Genomic DNA, 15656 nt, shown 5'->3' on the forward strand with positions numbered 1-15656 from the left:
CGGACATCGGCGAACCGGGGCAGCCGTCGGGAGCGCCGGAGCGTTCGTGATTCTCGAAATCCGAAACGTCGCCGGAAAGTTTCAAGCCGCTCGGCCGCGTTGCTCGGCCCATGTCGACCCCCCACGGGCGGCGGAAACGATGAGCGAGGAGGACGACTGGTTCGAGCGCGCGCTGCGCGAGACCGACGAGGAGTCCGACGAGCAGCCGGTGGAGGGCGAAGCGACCGACGACGGCGACGGCGGGGAGCCGGAACCGGAAGCGAGCGACGAAGCGGCCGAGTCCGACGACGCCGATGGCGTCCCCGACGACCCGGCGAGAGCGATCGGGATCGGCACCGACGACGGGTCCGGCGAGGACGACGCCTTTGGCGGCGGCGAGGCGGGCGGCGAGCCGTTCGGTGGCGGTGACGAGGCGGGCGGCGATCCCTTCGGGGGAAGCGAAGGCGGCCCCGCGGCCGACGACTCCGGGAACGACGGCGTTCCCGCCGGGGCGTTCGGCGACGTTGACACCGACGCGGACGGGGGAGAATTCGGTTCCTTCGGCGGTAGCGACTCCTTCGGTGACGACGACCCCTTCGGCGGCGGCGGGGGTGACGCCGGTTCCGACGCGGAGAGCGGTCCGAGCGGCGAGACCGGTGGAAGCGGCGGGACGGACCCGTTCGGCGACGACGACCCCTTCGGCGGGAGCCGGAGCGGCATGTCCGGCGGCGGGTCGAGCGGTGCGGGCGGCGGTGGCGGCGCGAGCGGTGCGGAGTCGCCCGGCGGGTCCGCCGGCGACGCGGGGAGCGACCCCTTCGGCGGCTACCGCGGGTCCGCGGCCCGGGACGGCGACGACTTCGGGTTCGACGACCTCGACGGGGGCGAGGGCGGACCGGGAGACGCGACCGACTTCGACGTCGACCCCGACGAGTTCGAGTCGGGGATCGATCGGACCGACATCGGGATCGAGGGGCTCGACGACATGATCCTCGGCGGCGTCCCCAGTCGGTCGCTGCTGTCGGTCATCGGCGGTGCCGGGACCGGGAAGACGACGTTCGCGCTCCAGTTCCTGAATCACGCCCTCGAAGCGGGCAACAAGGGGATCTACATCACGCTCGAGCAGACCCGCGAGTCGATCTACGACACGGCCGAGGAGAAGGGGTGGCCGTTCCGCGAGCACGCGGACGCGGACCGCCTCGCCGTCGTCGCCATCGACCCCATCGAGATGGCGAACTCGCTGTCGTCGATCCGCAACGACCTCGTCCGGCTCATCGCGGAGTTCGACGCGGACCGGCTGGTGCTGGACTCCGTCTCGCTTTTAGAGATGATGTACGACCACCCCGCGAAGCGCCGCTCCGTGGTGTTCGGGTTCACGCGCTCGCTGAAGGAGGCGGGCGTGACGACGCTGCTCACCTCCGAGGCGAGCGAGGAGACGCCGTACGCCTCTCGCCACGGGATCGTCGAGTACCTCACCGACGCCGTCTTCGTCCTCCAGTACGTCCGCGGGTCCGACTTCCGTGAAACCCGCCTCGCGGTCGAGATACAGAAGATCCGCGACGCGAACCACTCCCGCGAGACGAAGCCCTACGACATCACGGACACCGGAATCTCCGTCTACGATCAGGCGAACATCTTCTGAGAGCGGACGTGGCTGTGCGGTGGCGCGCGCCAGCGAGCGGTCGCCCCCGGCGACCGCGACGCTGCGCCGCGCGAGGTCGCCGGCGCTGCGCGCCGACTGTCACCGGGGAAGCCCGGTTGCCCGAGGGACCGTGTCCCTCGCTGCCAGAGAATCTCCGATTCTCGCTGGAGTCAGTCGCCCGGAGCAACGCGGAGGTCGACTGACGAGGCTGGGGAGGAATGAGGAGCGGTCGCCGTGTGGGGTTGGACTCGAAGGGGCAGTCGGTTCCGGGAAGACGGCCGACGTAAGCACCGCAGGAACGAGCATCGCGAGTGACGAGGAGCGCAGCGAGGCCATCCGGAACCGACTGGGGCTTCGGAAGTGTCTCACCGATTCCGTTCGATTTCACTAGCATACCTGCGGCTCGCGGATTGCTCGCCGCAGGAATGCACCGTCCGGGAATTGAACCCGGGCTATTAGCTTGGGAAGCTAATGTCCTACCACTGGACCAACGGTGCTCGAATCCGAGTACCCGACCGTCCCACTTCAACGTAGCGTTTCGGCGGGCGGTATCGGCTCCGAGATCGGGTGCCGCGAGCCACACGCTTAAGTCGTCACCGACGGAGGCACGCCCATGACCGACGACACGGCGGACGCGACTCGACCCGACCGGGCGGCCGCGGTCGAGCGCGTCAGAGAGCGAGCGGCCGAACTCGCCCCCGCGCTCGGCGCGACGTGGACCGACGACGAACCGTGGGCGTTCCTCACCGACCTCACCGCGATCGGGAGCCGCATGGCCGGTAGCGAGGGCGAACGGCGGGCCGCCGGACTCGTCGCGGACGCCTTCGAGCGCGCGGGACTCGCCGACGTGCGGACGGAGCCGTTCGATCTCCCCGCGTGGGAGCGCGGGTCGGCGTCGCTCGACGTGACCGTCTCGGGCCGGGACGGCGAACCGACGACGCGCTCGTTCGAGGCGCTGGCGCTCCCGTACTCGCCCGCCGGAGACGCGAGCGGCGAGCTCGTCGACGTCGGCTACGGCACCCCGGCGGAGATCGACGAGCGCGACGTGGAAGGACGGATCGCGGTCGCCTCGACGACGACGCCGTCGGGCGGCCGGTTCGTCCACCGGATGGAGAAGTTCGGCTACGCGATCGACTCGGGCGCGGTCGGCTTCGTGTTCGTCAACCACGTCGACGGCCAGCTGCCCCCGACCGGATCGCTCACGTTCGGGAAGGAGGCCGAGGCGGTCGCCGCCGGCGTCTCGAAGGAGACCGGCGCGTGGCTCCGCGAGTACGCGGTCGACGGGACCGGCGACGGTGCGACCGCCGGGTCCGGACCGGTCGCGCAGGCCGAACTCACCGTCGACGCCGAGACGACCCCGGGCGAGAGCCGCAACGTTACCGGGCGCGCGGGGCCGGACACCGACGAGCGCGTCCTCCTGCTCGCCCACTACGACGCCCACGACATCGCGGAGGGCGCGCTCGACAACGGCTGCGGGATCGCGACGGTCGCGACCGCGGCCGGAATCCTGGCGGACGCGGACCTCCCGCTCGGTGTCGATATCGTTGCGGTCGGCGCGGAGGAGGTCGGGCTGCTCGGCGCGGAGCACCTCGCCGAGCGCGTCGACCGCGACCGGGTGAAGGGCGTGGTCAACGTCGACGGCGCGGGGCGGTTCCGCGACCTCGTCGCGCTCGCGCACGCGTCCACGGCGACCGCGTCGGTTGCGGAGGCGGTGTCGACGGCGACGCGCCAGCCGATCGAGGTCGACGCGCAGCCGCACCCGTTCTCCGACCAGTGGCCGTTCGTGCGCCGCGGTGTGCCGGCGCTCCAGCTACACAGCGACTCGGGCGACCGCGGCCGGGGGTGGGGTCACACCCACGCGGACACGCGCGACAAGGTCGACGACCGGAACGTCCGCGAACACGCGATGCTGATCGCGCTGATCGTCGCCGAGTTCGCGGCCGACGAGCGCGACCTCCCGCGGCTCGACCGGGAGGAACTCGCCGCCGCGTTCCGCGAGGCCGACTTCGAGACGGGGATGCGCGCCGCCGACCTCTGGCCGGCCGACTGGGACTGAGCCGCGGGCCGGACGAGCGAACCGACCAGGCCGGGCGAGCGAGCCGGCCCGGGCGGAGCGAAAGAACCGGCCCGGCGGGACGAGTCGCTCTCACTCGACGTCGGCGTCCGGCGTCGGCGGCGGGAGCCGCTTGTGCGCCGTCGCGCGGTGTCGACCGAGCAGGTCCGTGACCAGTTCGCGGTCGACGGGCGCGAACTCCTCGCCGTCGCCGCCCTCGGCGTCGGTCACGTTGGCGTCGGTGACGGCCGCCGCGATCCGTTTGACGACCGCGTCCGGGTCGAGCCCGCGGTCGACGCCGAGGTGGAGGACGGGGTCGATCACCTCGTACGGCGCGCCCAGGTCGTCCGCGTCGCGCTGCCCCGGCAGGAACCCGGCGGACGGGGACTTCTCGACGACGAACTCCGGGACGTCGAGCTCGGCCGCGAGCGAGCGGACGTGCGTCTTGTACAGGTGGCCGAGCGGGAACAGGTCGGCCGCGCCGTCGCCGTGTTTCGTCAGGTAGCCCGAGAGCAGTTCGCTCCGGTTGGCGGTGCCGCACACGAGGCGGTTCGTCGCGTTGGCGACGAGGTACGCGACGGCCATTCGGAGCCGCGCCACCGCGTTTCCGGAGCGGACCGGCTCGTCGTGGAGGGCGAACCGGTCGGGGACGACCGCGCCGAACTGCGCGAACAGCGGCTGGAGGTGGACGGTGTCGTGCTCGATTCCCAGCGCCTCCGCGAGCGCCTCGGCGTCGCGGGCGTGCGGCGCGCCGATCTTGTTACACGGGAGAATCAGTCCGTACACCCGGTCGGGGCCGAGGGCCTCGACGGCGAGCGCGGCCGTCACCGTCGAGTCGAGGCCGCCGCTCATGTTCACCACCACCCCGTCGGCACCCGCCGCGCCGACCCGTTCCGCGACGAACGAGCGGATCCGGTCGCGCTCCGTCACCGGATCGCGATCCGAGAGCAGCGACCGGAAGGGCGATCCCTCGCGGTCGGTGGCGTGACCGTCGCCGACCGCGACGCCGTCGCTAGACTCCGACGAGGCGGGCCCGTCGGGACCGAACGCGGACTCGCGGTCAGCCATCGATTCCCCCCTCACGCTCCGTCGGTGCTACCGCTCGAACGAGCCGTCCGCCGAGCCCGTTCTGTCCCTCGACTCCGTTCCGCTCGTCGCTCCGAGTCGCCATTGGTTGCCCGCGGCTTCCGTTCGCCCCGGTAAATACTTGCGGTGTAGATCATATAAGGAATTAGAATACTACTCTGTTATCCGTAGATAATAGAGAGACATCGAGTACGCACGTTATTTATTTCCGCTCGAAACCTCCGTACTATCGGAATACGGGTTCGTTCAATAGAGCGTTCTCACGCTCGCGCATATTAGCACCCTATATTTTGTCTATTTAAAATTTGAATCCGAGAAAGACTCTTCTTCAAGCATATAATGTCGTTATATACGAACATTTATTGTCTGAACTGCGCTCGTCGTATCCATGTCGAACATCGAGCTGAGTTCCAGTCAGAACCGGGTGCTCACCGCGCTCGTGAACCTCTCCGAGGGGCGGGACACGCCGGTACAGGGACGCGAGATCGCCGACGCCATCGACCGCAACGCGGGGACGGTTCGAAACCGGATGGGGAGCCTCCGAACGCTCGGCCTCGTCGAGGGGGTGGCCGGCCCCGACGGCGGTTACGTTCCGACCGACAGCGCGTACGACGTCCTCGGTATCGAGCGGCTGGAGGACGCCGCGACGACCCCCGTCGAACGAGAGGGCTCCCCCGTCGAGGACGTCACTGTCGCGGAGATCGACCTGTCGAGCGTCGCGAACCCGGAACTGTGCCGCGCAGAGCTCGTGATCCGCGGGCCGGTCGGCCCCTTCGACGCGGGCGATCACGTCACCGTCGGTCCGACGCCCGCCACCGGGCTGCGGCTCTCGGGCGTCGTGGACGCGACGAACGTCGACGGCAACACCCTGCTGGTCCGCGTCGACGGCATGGAGACCCCGACGGGCGGGTCCGCGGCCTGAGCTACCCGCCGTCGTCGGGCGCGGCGAGCCGCTCGCGGACGGCACCGGTGGCGGCCGCGGCGTGGCGCGCGTCGCGGTGTCGCTCGCCGAAGGCGACGCGCGCGCTCTCGACCGCCTCGCGGTCGACCGCGAACTCCGCGTCCGGGTACGCCACGTCCCACAGCACGAGCGGCTCGGGGGGTGCCGGCCCGACGCCCCGGCCGCCGGCGACCGGCTCGTCGGCGAGCAGTCGGTCGATCCACGCGAGGTCGGCCGTCCCCCGGCTCACCGCTCGGACCGCGGCGACGACCCGGCGCACGAGCGCTCGCGGGAACCCGCCCGCCGCGAGTTCGACGACGAGGATGTCACCCTCTCTGGTCGCCCGCGCGTCGAGGTCGCGGACCGTCCCCGTCTCGTCGGTCGTCAGGTTGTGAAAGTCGTGTTCGCCGTCGAACCGCGCGAGCGCGTCGCGGAACCGGTCGTCGTCGACCGCGTGTTCCGGGTCTCGGCGCGCCGCGTCGGATCCGGTTTCGCCCCCGCTCTCGCCCCCCTCACCGTTGCCGTCGCCGCCATCGTCGCTGTCGCCGTCGGCGGGGGGCGCGTAGAGGTGATACCGGTACGTCCGCCGGACCGCGTCGTGGGTCGCGTGGAAGTCCTCCCGGACGTCGGCGGCGGCCCACACGCGGACCGTCCCCGGGAGGTGCCCGTTGAACGCGCGCGGCGTGAGCCACGTCGGTGCCTCGAACGCGACGGTCTGCGCCACCGCCGAGACCCCGGCGTCGGTCCGACCGGCGGCCGCGTAGCCGGGCGGGGTGGCGTGGGTCGGCCCATCGCCGCGCTCGACGATCCCGTGTTCGTCGAGCGCGGCGAGGAGCGCGTCCGAGACCGTGTGGGCGTGCGGCTGGCGCTGGAACCCGGCGAACCCGCGGCCGTCGTAGGCGACGCGGAACGCGCGGGTGACGGTCTCCCGCGCCGACGAGTCGCTCGTCACCGACCCCCCGACGCGTCGTCGGCGTCCCTCCCTCCTTCCCCGTTCTCCGCCTCGGCCCCCGCCTCCGGTTCGCCCATCGGAACCGTCACCACGGGCACGGACGCGACGCGGATTACCTTCTCGGTCACGCTCCCGAGGAGGAGGCGGCGGATCCCCCGGCGGGTGTGGCTCGGCATGACGACGATGTCAGCGCCGTCGTCGATCGCGTTCTCGATCACTTCCAGCGGCTCGCCGCGGACGACGCTGCCGACCGCCTCAACGCCGGCGGCCTCCAGTTCGCCGGTCATCGCCCCCACGCGCTCCGCGGCCGCGTCGGCCAGCCGCTCCGAGAACGCCCCGGCCCGCGGTCCCGCGAGGGTGTCGGCCGCGGTGTCGGCGGCGGAGACGACGTGGACCGTCGCGTCGTAGCGGTCGGCGAGGCTGATCGCGTGTGCGATCGCGTCGTTCGCCTCGCCGCCGGGCGCGACGGGCAGGAGGATCTCGTCGTACATGTGCGCTACTGCTCCCGGCCGGGGGAAAACGGTACCGGCCGGGGGAGGCGGGATACGCCGACAGGGCGGTCGGACGAACGGGGCGGTCAGAGCCCGAGCGCGTCGAGCAGGTCGAAGCCGACGCCGGCGTAGCCGACGAGCTTGAACCCAAGGTAGATCCCGACGATCGCCATCACGCCCGGCAGCTCCGGCGGCGCGGGGATCGGGACGCGGAGGAACGCGAACAGCGCGCCGACCGTCACCCCGACGAGGAGGGCGGCGACGGTGAGGACTGAGGTCGAACTCATGTCGACGCGTCGGCGTCGTTCGTTCATAAGCGCGGTGTTCGCGGTCGGCCGCCCGCCCGCGCGGACGGAGGCGGGCCGAGCGGGTAGACGAAGGCGGGCCGGCCGGCCGGATGGGTAGGGTTTTCCGACGCGCGTCCCTCTCGCCGGACATGGCACGAGAGGTTTCCAATCCCGACAACCCGCAGGTGACGCTCCAGACCAACCACGGCGACATCGTCGTCGAGCTGTTCGCCGACCGCGCGCCGAAGACGGTCGAGAACTTCCTCGGTCTGGCCCGCCACGACCCCGCCGCCGACGCGGAGCCGGCCCCGGACACGAACACGTGGGAGGACCCCAAGACGGGCGAGGTCCGCGGCGACTCGCTGTACGAGGGGATCGTCTTCCACCGCGTCATCGACGACTTCATGATCCAGGGCGGCGACCCGATGGAGAACGGCCGCGGCGGTCCCGGCTACGAGTTCGACGACGAGTTCCACGACGACCTCACCCACGACGGGCCCGGCGTCCTCTCGATGGCGAACTCCGGCCCCAACACGAACGGCTCGCAGTTCTTCATCACGCTCGACGCCACGCCGCACCTCGACGGCAAACACGCCGTCTTCGGACAGGTGATCGACGGGATGGACGTCGTCGAGGAGATCGGCGGCGTGCCGACCGGGCGCAACGACGACCCGCGCGAGGCCGTCGAGATCGAGACCGTCCACGTCGACGAGTAACGCCGCGAACCCGGCCCGCGCGCGACGCCGAGCGCGTCGCGGTCGCGTGTGTTCCCCTCTCACGCCGGGGGGAGTTAAGAAGATATAAATCATCCCCGACGTAAGCGATAATCGCGCTCGGTTGGTGTAGTCCGGCCAATCATGTTGGCCTTTCGGCGGACGCGGCGCGTCAGCGCCGGTTCGGAAGTCAGCCGACGACCAGGGTTCAAATCCCTGACCGAGCATCCACTCACACACCGCGAGCCACGCGTTTAACCGCCTCTCCTCATGCGGACGGTGCGTCCGCGGTCCCCGGAACTCCGAAGGGGAAGAATCACCTCCCTCGGCGACGTGGTTCGCCCATGAGCGACCGTTCCGACGAGAGCGACCGAGCCGGCGACGGCGACAGCGCCGACGACCGCCGCTTCGAGACCCGCGCGATCCACGCCGGGCAGGAGCCGGACCCGGAGACGGGGGCGCTGATGACCCCGATCCACGCGAACTCCACCTACGAGCAGGACGGGCCGGGCGAGCACCGCGGCTACGAGTACAGCCGGACGGGGAACCCGACGCGAACCGACCTCGAAGCGAACCTCGCCTCGCTGGAGTCGGGCAGCCACGCCCGCTGCTTCTCCTCGGGGATGGGCGCTATCAACACCGTCCTGAACCTGCTCTCGGCGGGCGATCACGTCGTCGCCGGCGACGACGTGTACGGCGGGACCCACCGGATCCTGACGCAGGTGTACGACGAGTACGACATCGAGACCACGTTCGTCGACACCACGGACCACGACGCGGTCCGGGAGGCCGTGCGCGAGGAGACGGAGCTGGTGTGGGTCGAGACGCCGACGAACCCGCTGATGAACGTCAACGACATCGGCGCGCTCGCCGACATCGCCCACGAGGCCGACGCGCTTTGCGCGGTCGACAACACGTTCGCGACGCCGTACCTCCAGCGCCCGCTCGAACACGGCGCGGACATCGTCTCCCAGTCGCTGACGAAGTACCTCGGCGGCCACTCGGACACCATCGGCGGTGCCCTCATCGTCGACGACGCGGAGCTCGACGAGCGGCTCGGCTTCTATCAGAACTCCGTCGGCGCGACGCCGGGGCCGTTCGACGCTTTCCTCGTCCTCCGCGGGACGAAGACGCTCCCCGTCCGGATGGACCGCCACTGCGAGAACGCGATGGCGCTCGCCGAGTGGCTGGAGGGACACGACGCGGTCGAGCGCGTCTACTACCCCGGACTGGAGTCGCACCCGGACCACGAGCTTGCGGCCGAGCAGATGGACGACTTCGGCGGCATGCTATCCTTCGAACTGGACGGCACCCTCGAAGAGGCCTCGACGGTCGTCAGCGAGACGGAGGTGTTCACGCTCGCGGAGTCGCTCGGCGGCGTCGAGAGCCTCATCGAGCAGCCGGCCGCGATGACCCACGCGGCCATCCCGCGCGAGGAGCGGCTCGCGGCCGGCCTCACCGACGGCCTCGTCCGCGTCTCGGTGGGAATCGAACACGTCGACGACATGAAAGCCGACCTCCAGGCGGCGTTCGACGCGGCGCTGTCGTAACCGGCCGGCGGGTCCAGAGCGGCGGCGAACCGACCGCCTGAAGCGGGGCTTTGGGTGGATTCCTGTCGGCGTGAGATCATCAACTGGTTTATACGGGCCGCCGCACGGAGTTACGACACGAGCGATCCACCGTGGCACAGGAGCTACTGATACCGCTGGTCGCGGGGATCATCGGGCTCGGCGTGCTCTCTCAGATCCTCGCCGCCCGCCTTCAGGTCCCGAGCATCATCTTCTTCCTGTTGGTCGGGGTCGTCATCGGCCGGCCGGGACTGGGGCTCGTCACGAGCGAGAGCTTCGGCGACTCGCTGCCGACGATCGTCGGCCTGGCGGTGGCGATCATCGTCTTCGAGGGGGCGTTCCACCTGGAGTTCGAGCGCATCCGCAAGGCACCGCGGGCGGCGGTCCGCCTCGTGACCGTCGGTGCCCTCATCGCGCTCGTCGGGACGGCGATTGCCGTCCGCCTCTTGGAGGGGCTTCCGTGGGAACTCTCCTTCGTGATCGGTGCCCTGCTCGTCGCCACCGGGCCGACGGTCATCTCGCCTATCCTCGAAGTGGTCCCGGTCAGAGACCGGGTCTCGGCCGTCCTCGAGACCGAGGGGATCGTCAACGACGTCACGGCGGCGATCACCGCCGTCGTCCTCTTCGAGGCCGTGAACCCGACCGTCGCGGCGGAGGGATTGGTCCAGGGGTTCGCGCTCCGGCTCGGTGAGGGGCTGCTCGTCGGGCTCCTCGTGGCCGGGGTGCTCTACTACCTGCTCCAGTACGTCGACCTCTCGCGCGGCGCGGCACCGCGGAACGCGAGGCTGCTCGTTCTCGCCGGCGCGCTCGTCGCGTACGCCGGCGCGAACCAACTGGCGAGCGAGGCGGGCGTCGCGGCCGCCGCCACCGCCGGGCTGGTCCTCGGGAACTTGGACGTTCCCTATCAGGAGGAGATCACCGACTTCAAGGGGGACATCACGCTGCTCGTCCTGGCGTTCGTGTTCATCGCGCTCGCCGCACAGTTACCCCCCGAGGCGATATCGGACGTCGGACTCGCGGGCCTCGGCGTCGTGGTCGCCGTCGCGCTGGTGATCCGGCCGCTGCTCGTGTTCGTCTCGACCATCGGCGACCGGTTCACCCTCTCCGAGCGGCTGTTCATCAGCGCCATCGGACCGCGGGGGATCATTCCGGCGTCGGTCGCGACGCTTTTCGCCACCGAACTCAGGGCGGCGGCCGTCGAACTCAACGACCCAGCCCTGGCACAGCAGGCAGACCTGCTCATCGGCACGGTGTTTCTCGTCATCTTCGTCACCGCCCTCGTACAGGGCGGACTGGCGCGCTACATCGCGAAGTACCTCAACGTGATACCCATGAGAGTCATCATCGTCGGAGGCGGACAGGTCGGACACGCGCTCGCCGAACGCCTCGAAGACCGCGGGGAGAACGTCGTCATCATCGAGAACGATGAGGCGACCGTCGAATCGCTTCGAAACGACGGCTTCGCCACCGTCATCGGCGACGGCACGGACACCGACGTGCTGCGGGAGGGCGGGGCCTCGAACGCCAAGATCGTTGTCGCCGCCACCGGGGACGACGACGCGAACCTGCTCGTCGCACAGCTCTCGAAGACGAAGTTCGACGTGGACACCGTCCTCGCGAAGGCCAACAACTCCGGCAACGTCGACGCGTTCGAAGACCTCGGCGTTCGGACCATCTCCGGCGCGATGGCGGCCGCGTGGGCGCTCGACAACCAGATCGAACGACCGGACCTCGCCAACTGGATGACCGACGTCGGCCAGTCCGGTGACGTCCAACAGGTCGAGGTCACGAGCGACTCGTTCGTCGGGAAGACCGTCCGCGAGGCCGGCCCCATGCTCCCGGACGCCTGTCTGATCGCCGTGCTCAGCAGGGGAGACGACAAGACCGTCGAGGTGCCGAGCGCGGACACCGTCATCGAGCGCGGGGACCAGATAACCCTCCTCGGACGCCGAGACGCCGTTCGGGAGGGGATGTCGCTGGTCGGTTCCGACTGACGCCCGGCGGCGTCGGCGGACGGTCGAATCGGGTCGGAGGCCTCCGGACGGTCGAATCGGGCCGAAGGTCTCCGGATGGTCGAATCGGGTCGGAGGTCTCCGGACGGTCGGCGGGGGTGGCGTCGGGGACTCCCCGCTCGTTGACGACCACGCTTTTCACCGAGCGAGGAGACGCACGGCGCATGAGTGATCCCGACGTACTCGTGTTGCGACAGACGATCCACGGACTGGGACCCGACGAACTGGCGGCCGCGATCCGCGAGCGGCTCCCGGACGCCAAAGTCGCGCGAGCGCGAACCCCGACGGAAGAGCGAGAACTCATCCGGACAGCGCGGGTAGCGGTCGGTCTCAACATCGACGAGGAACTGCTCGCCGCCGCCGAGGAACTGGAGCTGTTCGCCTGCGTGTTCGCGGGCACGGGGCATCTCCCGCGGGACCTCCTCGCCGATCACGGCGTCGCCGTGACGAACGCGTCCGGCGTCCACGGGCCGAACATCGCCGAGCACGTCGTCGGCTCGATGATCGCACACGCGCGGCAGTTCCACCGCGCGTACCGCCAGCAGTCCCGCCGCGAGTGGCGGACCTACGAGACGACGGAGGTGTACGGCTCGACGGTCGCGGTGGTCGGACTCGGGGCCATCGGGCAGGCGGTCGTCGACCGGCTGGAGTCGTTCGACGTTGAGACGGTCGGCGTCCGCTACTCCCCCGAGAAGGGGGGGCCGACCGACGAGGTGTACGGCTTCGACGAGTTCCACGAGGCCGTCACCGACGCGGAGTACGTCGTGCTGGCCTGCCCGCTCACCGAGACGACGCGGGGGTTGGTCGACGCCGACGCGCTCCGGACGATGCGGCCCGACGCCGTTTTGGTCAACATCGCCCGCGGCCCGGTCGTCGACACCGACGCCCTGGTGACTGAGCTCCGGAACAACCGGATCCGCGGCGCGGCGCTCGACGTCACCGACCCGGAGCCGCTCCCCGAGGACCACCCGCTCTGGGGGCTGTCGAACGCGACGATCACGCCCACAACGCCGGCCACACTCCCGAGTACTACGAGCGCGTCGCCGACATCCTCGCGGACAACGTCGCGCGGCTGGACGCCGGCGACGACCTGCGAAACCGCATGGTGTGAATTGACGAGCAGCCCCCGTCCGAATACATAGAGATATATAATTCCATTCTTGTTTCACTCTTGACTCGGCGTGCGGGCGTATATAGCGGCATAATACCCGATCTCTGTTTAGATTGAGCCAACACCACCGCTCTCGCCGGATATATATTTTGAGCAAGATTAACGTACCGTCCCCTCGAACGTCCGCGTATGGAAACGCGGAAGGTCCAAGTCACCGGCGGCTCGACGTACACCGTGTCGATTCCGAAGACGTGGGCGACGGACAACGACGTCGAGGCCGGGACGGAGATCGAGTTCCACCCGGACGGCGACTCGCTGTTCCTCACGCCGCGCTCGGACGCGAAGCGGACGCGGGGGACGCTCGACATCGCCGACCTGTCCGGGCAGGCGCTCCGCCGCGCGGTGACGACGATGTACGTCAGCGGCTTCGACATCATCGAACTTGAGGCGGCCGAGATCAGCACCGAGCAGCGCTCGACGATCCGCGACGCGGTCCAGAGCCTCGTCGGGCTGGAGGTGTTAGAGGAGACGCGCGACCGCGTCGTCGTTCAGGACCTGCTCGACTCCTCGGAGCTCTCCATCCACAACGCGGTCACGCGGATGCGGCTGATCTCCCTGTCGATGCTGGAGGACGCGATCACCGCGCTCGCGGAGCGCGACCACGACCTCGCGCGCGACGTGATCGGTCGCGACGACGACCTCGACCGCCTGTGGCTCGTCGTCTCGCGGATCTTCCGCGCCACGCTGCGGACGCCGAAGGCCGCCGAGGAGCTCGGGCTCCCGCGCGAGGAGTGTTTCGACTACCACTCCAGCGCCCGCCAGTTGGAGCGGATCGGCGACCACGCGACGAAGATCGCGCACCTGACGCTGAACATCGAGGAACCGCTCCCGGACGAGGTCGTCGAGGCGGTGAGCGACCTCCACGGCGACGCGGTCGACGTGATCGACACGGCGATGGACGCGCTGTTCGACGAGGACACCGAGGCGGCGACGCGTCGGGCGAACGAGGCGCGAACCGGCGTCAGAGCGATCGACGAACGCGTCCGCGCCATCGACGAACGCCTCCGCGAACTCGATCCGACGCGCGCGCAACTCCTCGGACTGGTCGTCGACTCCGTCCTCCGGTCGGCCGACTACGGCGGCAACATCGCCGAGACCGCGCTCCAGAAGGCTGCGCCCACGCCGTGAGTCGATCCCCGAGGCGATAGGCTCCGGGTGGACGGGTTTTTTGGGCGCGCTCCCCGGAGGTGATCGCATGCCAGAGATCGAACTCGGCGTGCCGAAGGGCGTCGTCGAGTCGCTCCCGGAGGAGGAAGGGACCGCCGAACGCGACATGCGACGCGCCATCAGGGGGATCCAGTCGCGGCTGAACGAGGCCCTCGACGAGGCGGACCCGGACGAGGCGGCAGAGGTCGTCGCCGACGCGGTCGAGCGCATGGAGACGCAGGCGAGCACGTACCACGAGTTCGTCCCGGAACTGCGCGCGTGGGGCCAGTCGCCCATCTACGCCATCGCGTGGCGGAACCTCTACCTCGAACTCATCGGCCAGCTGTACGACCACGAGTGGCTCGCCGACGACCTCGACCGCGAGCGCAACTTCCGCTTGGTCGAGGACGGGATCCGGCTCTCGGACCTGTGAGCTCTCGGCCGTCGGCTCCCGCGACCGGCAGTTTCGGCCCGTAATCGCTTCCGCGGCCGGCCGCTTTTAAGCCGCCGCGCCACGACGTACTGGTATGGAACTCGAACTGCGGTTCTTCGCGACGTTTCGCGAGGCCGCCGGCGGGAAGACGGTGAACGCGGAGTTCGCCGACGGCTCCACGGTCGGCGACGTGCTCCGGGAGCTGGAGTCGGAGTACGACGGCATGGCGGGTCGCCTGATCGTCGACGGCGACCTCGCGCCGCAGATCAACGTCCTGAAGAACGGCCGCGAGGTCCTCCACCTCGACGGACTCGACACGCCGATGGCGGACGGCGACCGGCTCTCGGTCTTCCCGCCGGTCGCGGGGGGCGCATGACGGACGACGCGTCCGCGTCGGTCGAGGGGGCCGACGACGCGAGCACGCCGGGCCTCCCCCCGGCCGAGGAGGGCTGGGAGCGTCGGACGGTGGCGTATCGCGGTATCTCGCGGCGGCTCGCGGCCCACTACCTCAGGAACCTCGGCGGCGAGCTGGCGGGGACCGACGACCCAGCGGAGGCGACCCGCGTGGACGGCGACGGGTGGCGGGTGACTCTCAGCGCCGAGAAGGTGACCGCCGCGGCCGCGATCGAGATCACGGAGGTGACCGCCGAGTTCGCCGGCGACCCAGACGCGCTCGCCGACCTCCTCCCGAAGTACCGGCAGAAGGCGATGCGCGCCGGCGGGTGATGTCCGACGACGACGCGACCGCCGGCTCGGATCCCGACTCGTACCCGATCGAGGGGACCGCCCTGGTGAAAACCGCCGCGCTCGCGAGCGTGCCGGCCGCCGCCGTCCCGGAACTGCTCGCGCGGGTTCAGGCCGATCTCGGTCCCCGGATCGACGAGTACCGCCGGCGCTACGAGCGGATCGCGGCCGAGCCCGAGCGGGAGACGTTCTTGGTCGAGCCCGACCACTGGGAGGCGGTCGGCGAACGGCTCGGACTCACCGAGCGCGAGCGCGACGCCGTGGCCCGGGCCCACGAGGCGGCCGTCGAGCGGATCGGCTCCGGGAACGACCGACGAGAGGAGTTCGACACCGCCTTGGAGATCCGGTCCGGCGTCGTGATCGGAGTCGATTCCGACGGCGACGAGTGATTCCGGGCTGGTCGTCGCCGCACGCCGCTGGTCACCGATCCTTTTCAAGGCGT

General features: G+C 70.1%; 15 protein-coding genes, 2 tRNA genes and 1 pseudogene. 13 read left to right on the forward strand and 5 right to left on the reverse strand.

The window, feature by feature from the left end; all coding sequences use genetic code 11:
* The first annotated feature begins 139 nt into the window (after nucleotides 1–139).
* Complete coding sequence (locus NAF06_RS11970; protein WP_251106162.1) at nucleotides 140–1618, forward strand: KaiC domain-containing protein; 1479 nt, start codon at nucleotides 140–142, stop codon at nucleotides 1616–1618.
* A 426-nt stretch (nucleotides 1619–2044) separates the two neighbouring features.
* Here the strand turns inward: NAF06_RS11970 and NAF06_RS11975 are convergent.
* Nucleotides 2045–2115: transfer RNA gene (locus tag NAF06_RS11975), tRNA-Gly, on the reverse strand.
* Nucleotides 2116–2231: 116 nt separating this feature from the next.
* On the opposite strand from NAF06_RS11975, the gene NAF06_RS11980 reads away from it, so the two are divergent.
* Nucleotides 2232–3674, forward strand: a complete 1443-nt coding sequence (locus NAF06_RS11980) for a M28 family metallopeptidase (RefSeq protein WP_008585619.1) — start codon at nucleotides 2232–2234, stop codon at nucleotides 3672–3674.
* A 90-nt stretch (nucleotides 3675–3764) separates the two neighbouring features.
* On the opposite strand, the gene nadE is transcribed toward NAF06_RS11980, so the two are convergent.
* On the reverse strand, nucleotides 3765–4739 hold the full coding sequence (gene nadE / locus NAF06_RS11985; protein ID WP_008585617.1) for an NAD(+) synthase: 975 nt from the start codon (nucleotides 4737–4739) through the stop codon (nucleotides 3765–3767).
* A 406-nt stretch (nucleotides 4740–5145) separates the two neighbouring features.
* On the opposite strand from nadE, the gene NAF06_RS11990 reads away from it, so the two are divergent.
* Nucleotides 5146–5679, forward strand: coding sequence for an Rrf2 family transcriptional regulator (locus tag NAF06_RS11990; protein WP_008585614.1), 534 nt, complete (start codon nucleotides 5146–5148; stop codon nucleotides 5677–5679).
* Nucleotide 5680: 1 nt separating this feature from the next.
* Here NAF06_RS11990 and NAF06_RS11995 read toward each other — a convergent pair whose 3' ends face one another.
* The 3 genes from NAF06_RS11995 to NAF06_RS12005 all read right to left on the reverse strand — a co-directional run bounded on the left by NAF06_RS11995 (nucleotide 5681) and on the right by NAF06_RS12005 (nucleotide 7427).
* Complete coding sequence (locus NAF06_RS11995; RefSeq protein ID WP_008585612.1) at nucleotides 5681–6649, reverse strand: pseudouridine synthase family protein; 969 nt, start codon at nucleotides 6647–6649, stop codon at nucleotides 5681–5683.
* Entirely contained in the window at nucleotides 6646–7140 is a 495-nt protein-coding gene (locus NAF06_RS12000) for a universal stress protein (RefSeq protein WP_008585610.1), read from the reverse strand. The genes NAF06_RS11995 and NAF06_RS12000 overlap by 4 nt, the downstream gene beginning before the upstream one ends.
* Nucleotides 7141–7226: 86 nt before the next feature.
* Nucleotides 7227–7427: a XapX domain-containing protein gene (locus NAF06_RS12005; RefSeq protein WP_049906101.1), complete on the reverse strand. Its 201-nt coding sequence runs from the start codon at nucleotides 7425–7427 to the stop codon at nucleotides 7227–7229.
* Between the two features lie 149 nt (nucleotides 7428–7576).
* Between NAF06_RS12005 and NAF06_RS12010 the strand changes: the two genes are divergently transcribed.
* The 10 genes and pseudogenes from NAF06_RS12010 to NAF06_RS12055 all read left to right on the forward strand — a co-directional run bounded on the left by NAF06_RS12010 (nucleotide 7577) and on the right by NAF06_RS12055 (nucleotide 15603).
* Complete coding sequence (locus NAF06_RS12010) at nucleotides 7577–8143, forward strand: peptidylprolyl isomerase (RefSeq protein ID WP_008585607.1); 567 nt, start codon at nucleotides 7577–7579, stop codon at nucleotides 8141–8143.
* A gap of 115 nt (nucleotides 8144–8258) precedes the next feature.
* Nucleotides 8259–8367 (forward strand) — tRNA-Glu (locus NAF06_RS12015).
* Between the two features lie 117 nt (nucleotides 8368–8484).
* A complete protein-coding gene (locus NAF06_RS12020) occupies nucleotides 8485–9690 on the forward strand; it encodes a cystathionine gamma-synthase (protein ID WP_008585605.1) in 1206 nt (401 codons plus the stop codon).
* A gap of 131 nt (nucleotides 9691–9821) precedes the next feature.
* On the forward strand, nucleotides 9822–11702 hold the full coding sequence (locus NAF06_RS12025) for a cation:proton antiporter domain-containing protein (RefSeq protein WP_008585604.1): 1881 nt from the start codon (nucleotides 9822–9824) through the stop codon (nucleotides 11700–11702).
* A 182-nt stretch (nucleotides 11703–11884) separates the two neighbouring features.
* Nucleotides 11885–12831, forward strand: a pseudogene (locus tag NAF06_RS12030) (D-2-hydroxyacid dehydrogenase).
* Nucleotides 12832–13020: 189 nt separating this feature from the next.
* The gene (locus NAF06_RS12035; protein ID WP_008585599.1) at nucleotides 13021–14019 is read left to right on the forward strand and encodes a phosphate signaling complex PhoU family protein; all 999 of its coding nucleotides are present in this window, start codon (nucleotides 13021–13023) and stop codon (nucleotides 14017–14019) included.
* A gap of 67 nt (nucleotides 14020–14086) precedes the next feature.
* Entirely contained in the window at nucleotides 14087–14470 is a 384-nt protein-coding gene (locus NAF06_RS12040; RefSeq protein ID WP_008585596.1) for a DUF7971 family protein, read from the forward strand.
* Between the two features lie 94 nt (nucleotides 14471–14564).
* Nucleotides 14565–14846 carry a ubiquitin-like small modifier protein 1 gene (locus NAF06_RS12045; protein WP_006627721.1) on the forward strand — a complete coding sequence of 94 codons (282 nt, stop codon included), beginning with the start codon at nucleotides 14565–14567 and terminating at the stop codon, nucleotides 14844–14846.
* Entirely contained in the window at nucleotides 14843–15196 is a 354-nt protein-coding gene (locus NAF06_RS12050) for a MoaD-like domain-containing protein (RefSeq protein ID WP_008585592.1), read from the forward strand. Before NAF06_RS12045 ends, NAF06_RS12050 begins: the two co-directional genes overlap by 4 nt.
* Nucleotides 15196–15603, forward strand: a complete 408-nt coding sequence (locus NAF06_RS12055) for a DUF8048 family protein (RefSeq protein ID WP_008585590.1) — start codon at nucleotides 15196–15198, stop codon at nucleotides 15601–15603. Before NAF06_RS12050 ends, NAF06_RS12055 begins: the two co-directional genes overlap by 1 nt.
* Nucleotides 15604–15656: the final 53 nt, after the last annotated feature.

The sequence above is a fragment of the Halorubrum hochsteinianum genome, assembly GCF_023702125.1.
GTDB lineage: Archaea > Halobacteriota > Halobacteria > Halobacteriales > Haloferacaceae > Halorubrum > Halorubrum hochsteinianum.

What these genes read in the sequence shown, in the direction of transcription:
- NAF06_RS12010 (WP_008585607.1), top strand. Translation starts at nt 7,577, where the DNA reads ATGGCACGAGAGGTTTCCAATCCCGACAACCCGCAGGTGACGCTCCAG.
- NAF06_RS11990 (WP_008585614.1), top strand. Translation starts at nt 5,146, where the DNA reads ATGTCGAACATCGAGCTGAGTTCCAGTCAGAACCGGGTGCTCACCGCG.
- NAF06_RS12055 (WP_008585590.1), top strand. Translation starts at nt 15,196, where the DNA reads ATGTCCGACGACGACGCGACCGCCGGCTCGGATCCCGACTCGTACCCG.
- NAF06_RS12040 (WP_008585596.1), top strand. Translation starts at nt 14,087, where the DNA reads ATGCCAGAGATCGAACTCGGCGTGCCGAAGGGCGTCGTCGAGTCGCTC.
- NAF06_RS11980 (WP_008585619.1), top strand. Translation starts at nt 2,232, where the DNA reads ATGACCGACGACACGGCGGACGCGACTCGACCCGACCGGGCGGCCGCG.
- NAF06_RS12000 (WP_008585610.1), bottom strand. Translation starts at nt 7,140, where the DNA reads ATGTACGACGAGATCCTCCTGCCCGTCGCGCCCGGCGGCGAGGCGAAC.
- NAF06_RS11970 (WP_251106162.1), top strand. Translation starts at nt 140, where the DNA reads ATGAGCGAGGAGGACGACTGGTTCGAGCGCGCGCTGCGCGAGACCGAC.
- nadE (WP_008585617.1), bottom strand. Translation starts at nt 4,739, where the DNA reads ATGGCTGACCGCGAGTCCGCGTTCGGTCCCGACGGGCCCGCCTCGTCG.
- NAF06_RS12020 (WP_008585605.1), top strand. Translation starts at nt 8,485, where the DNA reads ATGAGCGACCGTTCCGACGAGAGCGACCGAGCCGGCGACGGCGACAGC.
- NAF06_RS12005 (WP_049906101.1), bottom strand. Translation starts at nt 7,427, where the DNA reads ATGAGTTCGACCTCAGTCCTCACCGTCGCCGCCCTCCTCGTCGGGGTG.
- NAF06_RS12050 (WP_008585592.1), top strand. Translation starts at nt 14,843, where the DNA reads ATGACGGACGACGCGTCCGCGTCGGTCGAGGGGGCCGACGACGCGAGC.
- NAF06_RS12035 (WP_008585599.1), top strand. Translation starts at nt 13,021, where the DNA reads ATGGAAACGCGGAAGGTCCAAGTCACCGGCGGCTCGACGTACACCGTG.
- NAF06_RS12045 (WP_006627721.1), top strand. Translation starts at nt 14,565, where the DNA reads ATGGAACTCGAACTGCGGTTCTTCGCGACGTTTCGCGAGGCCGCCGGC.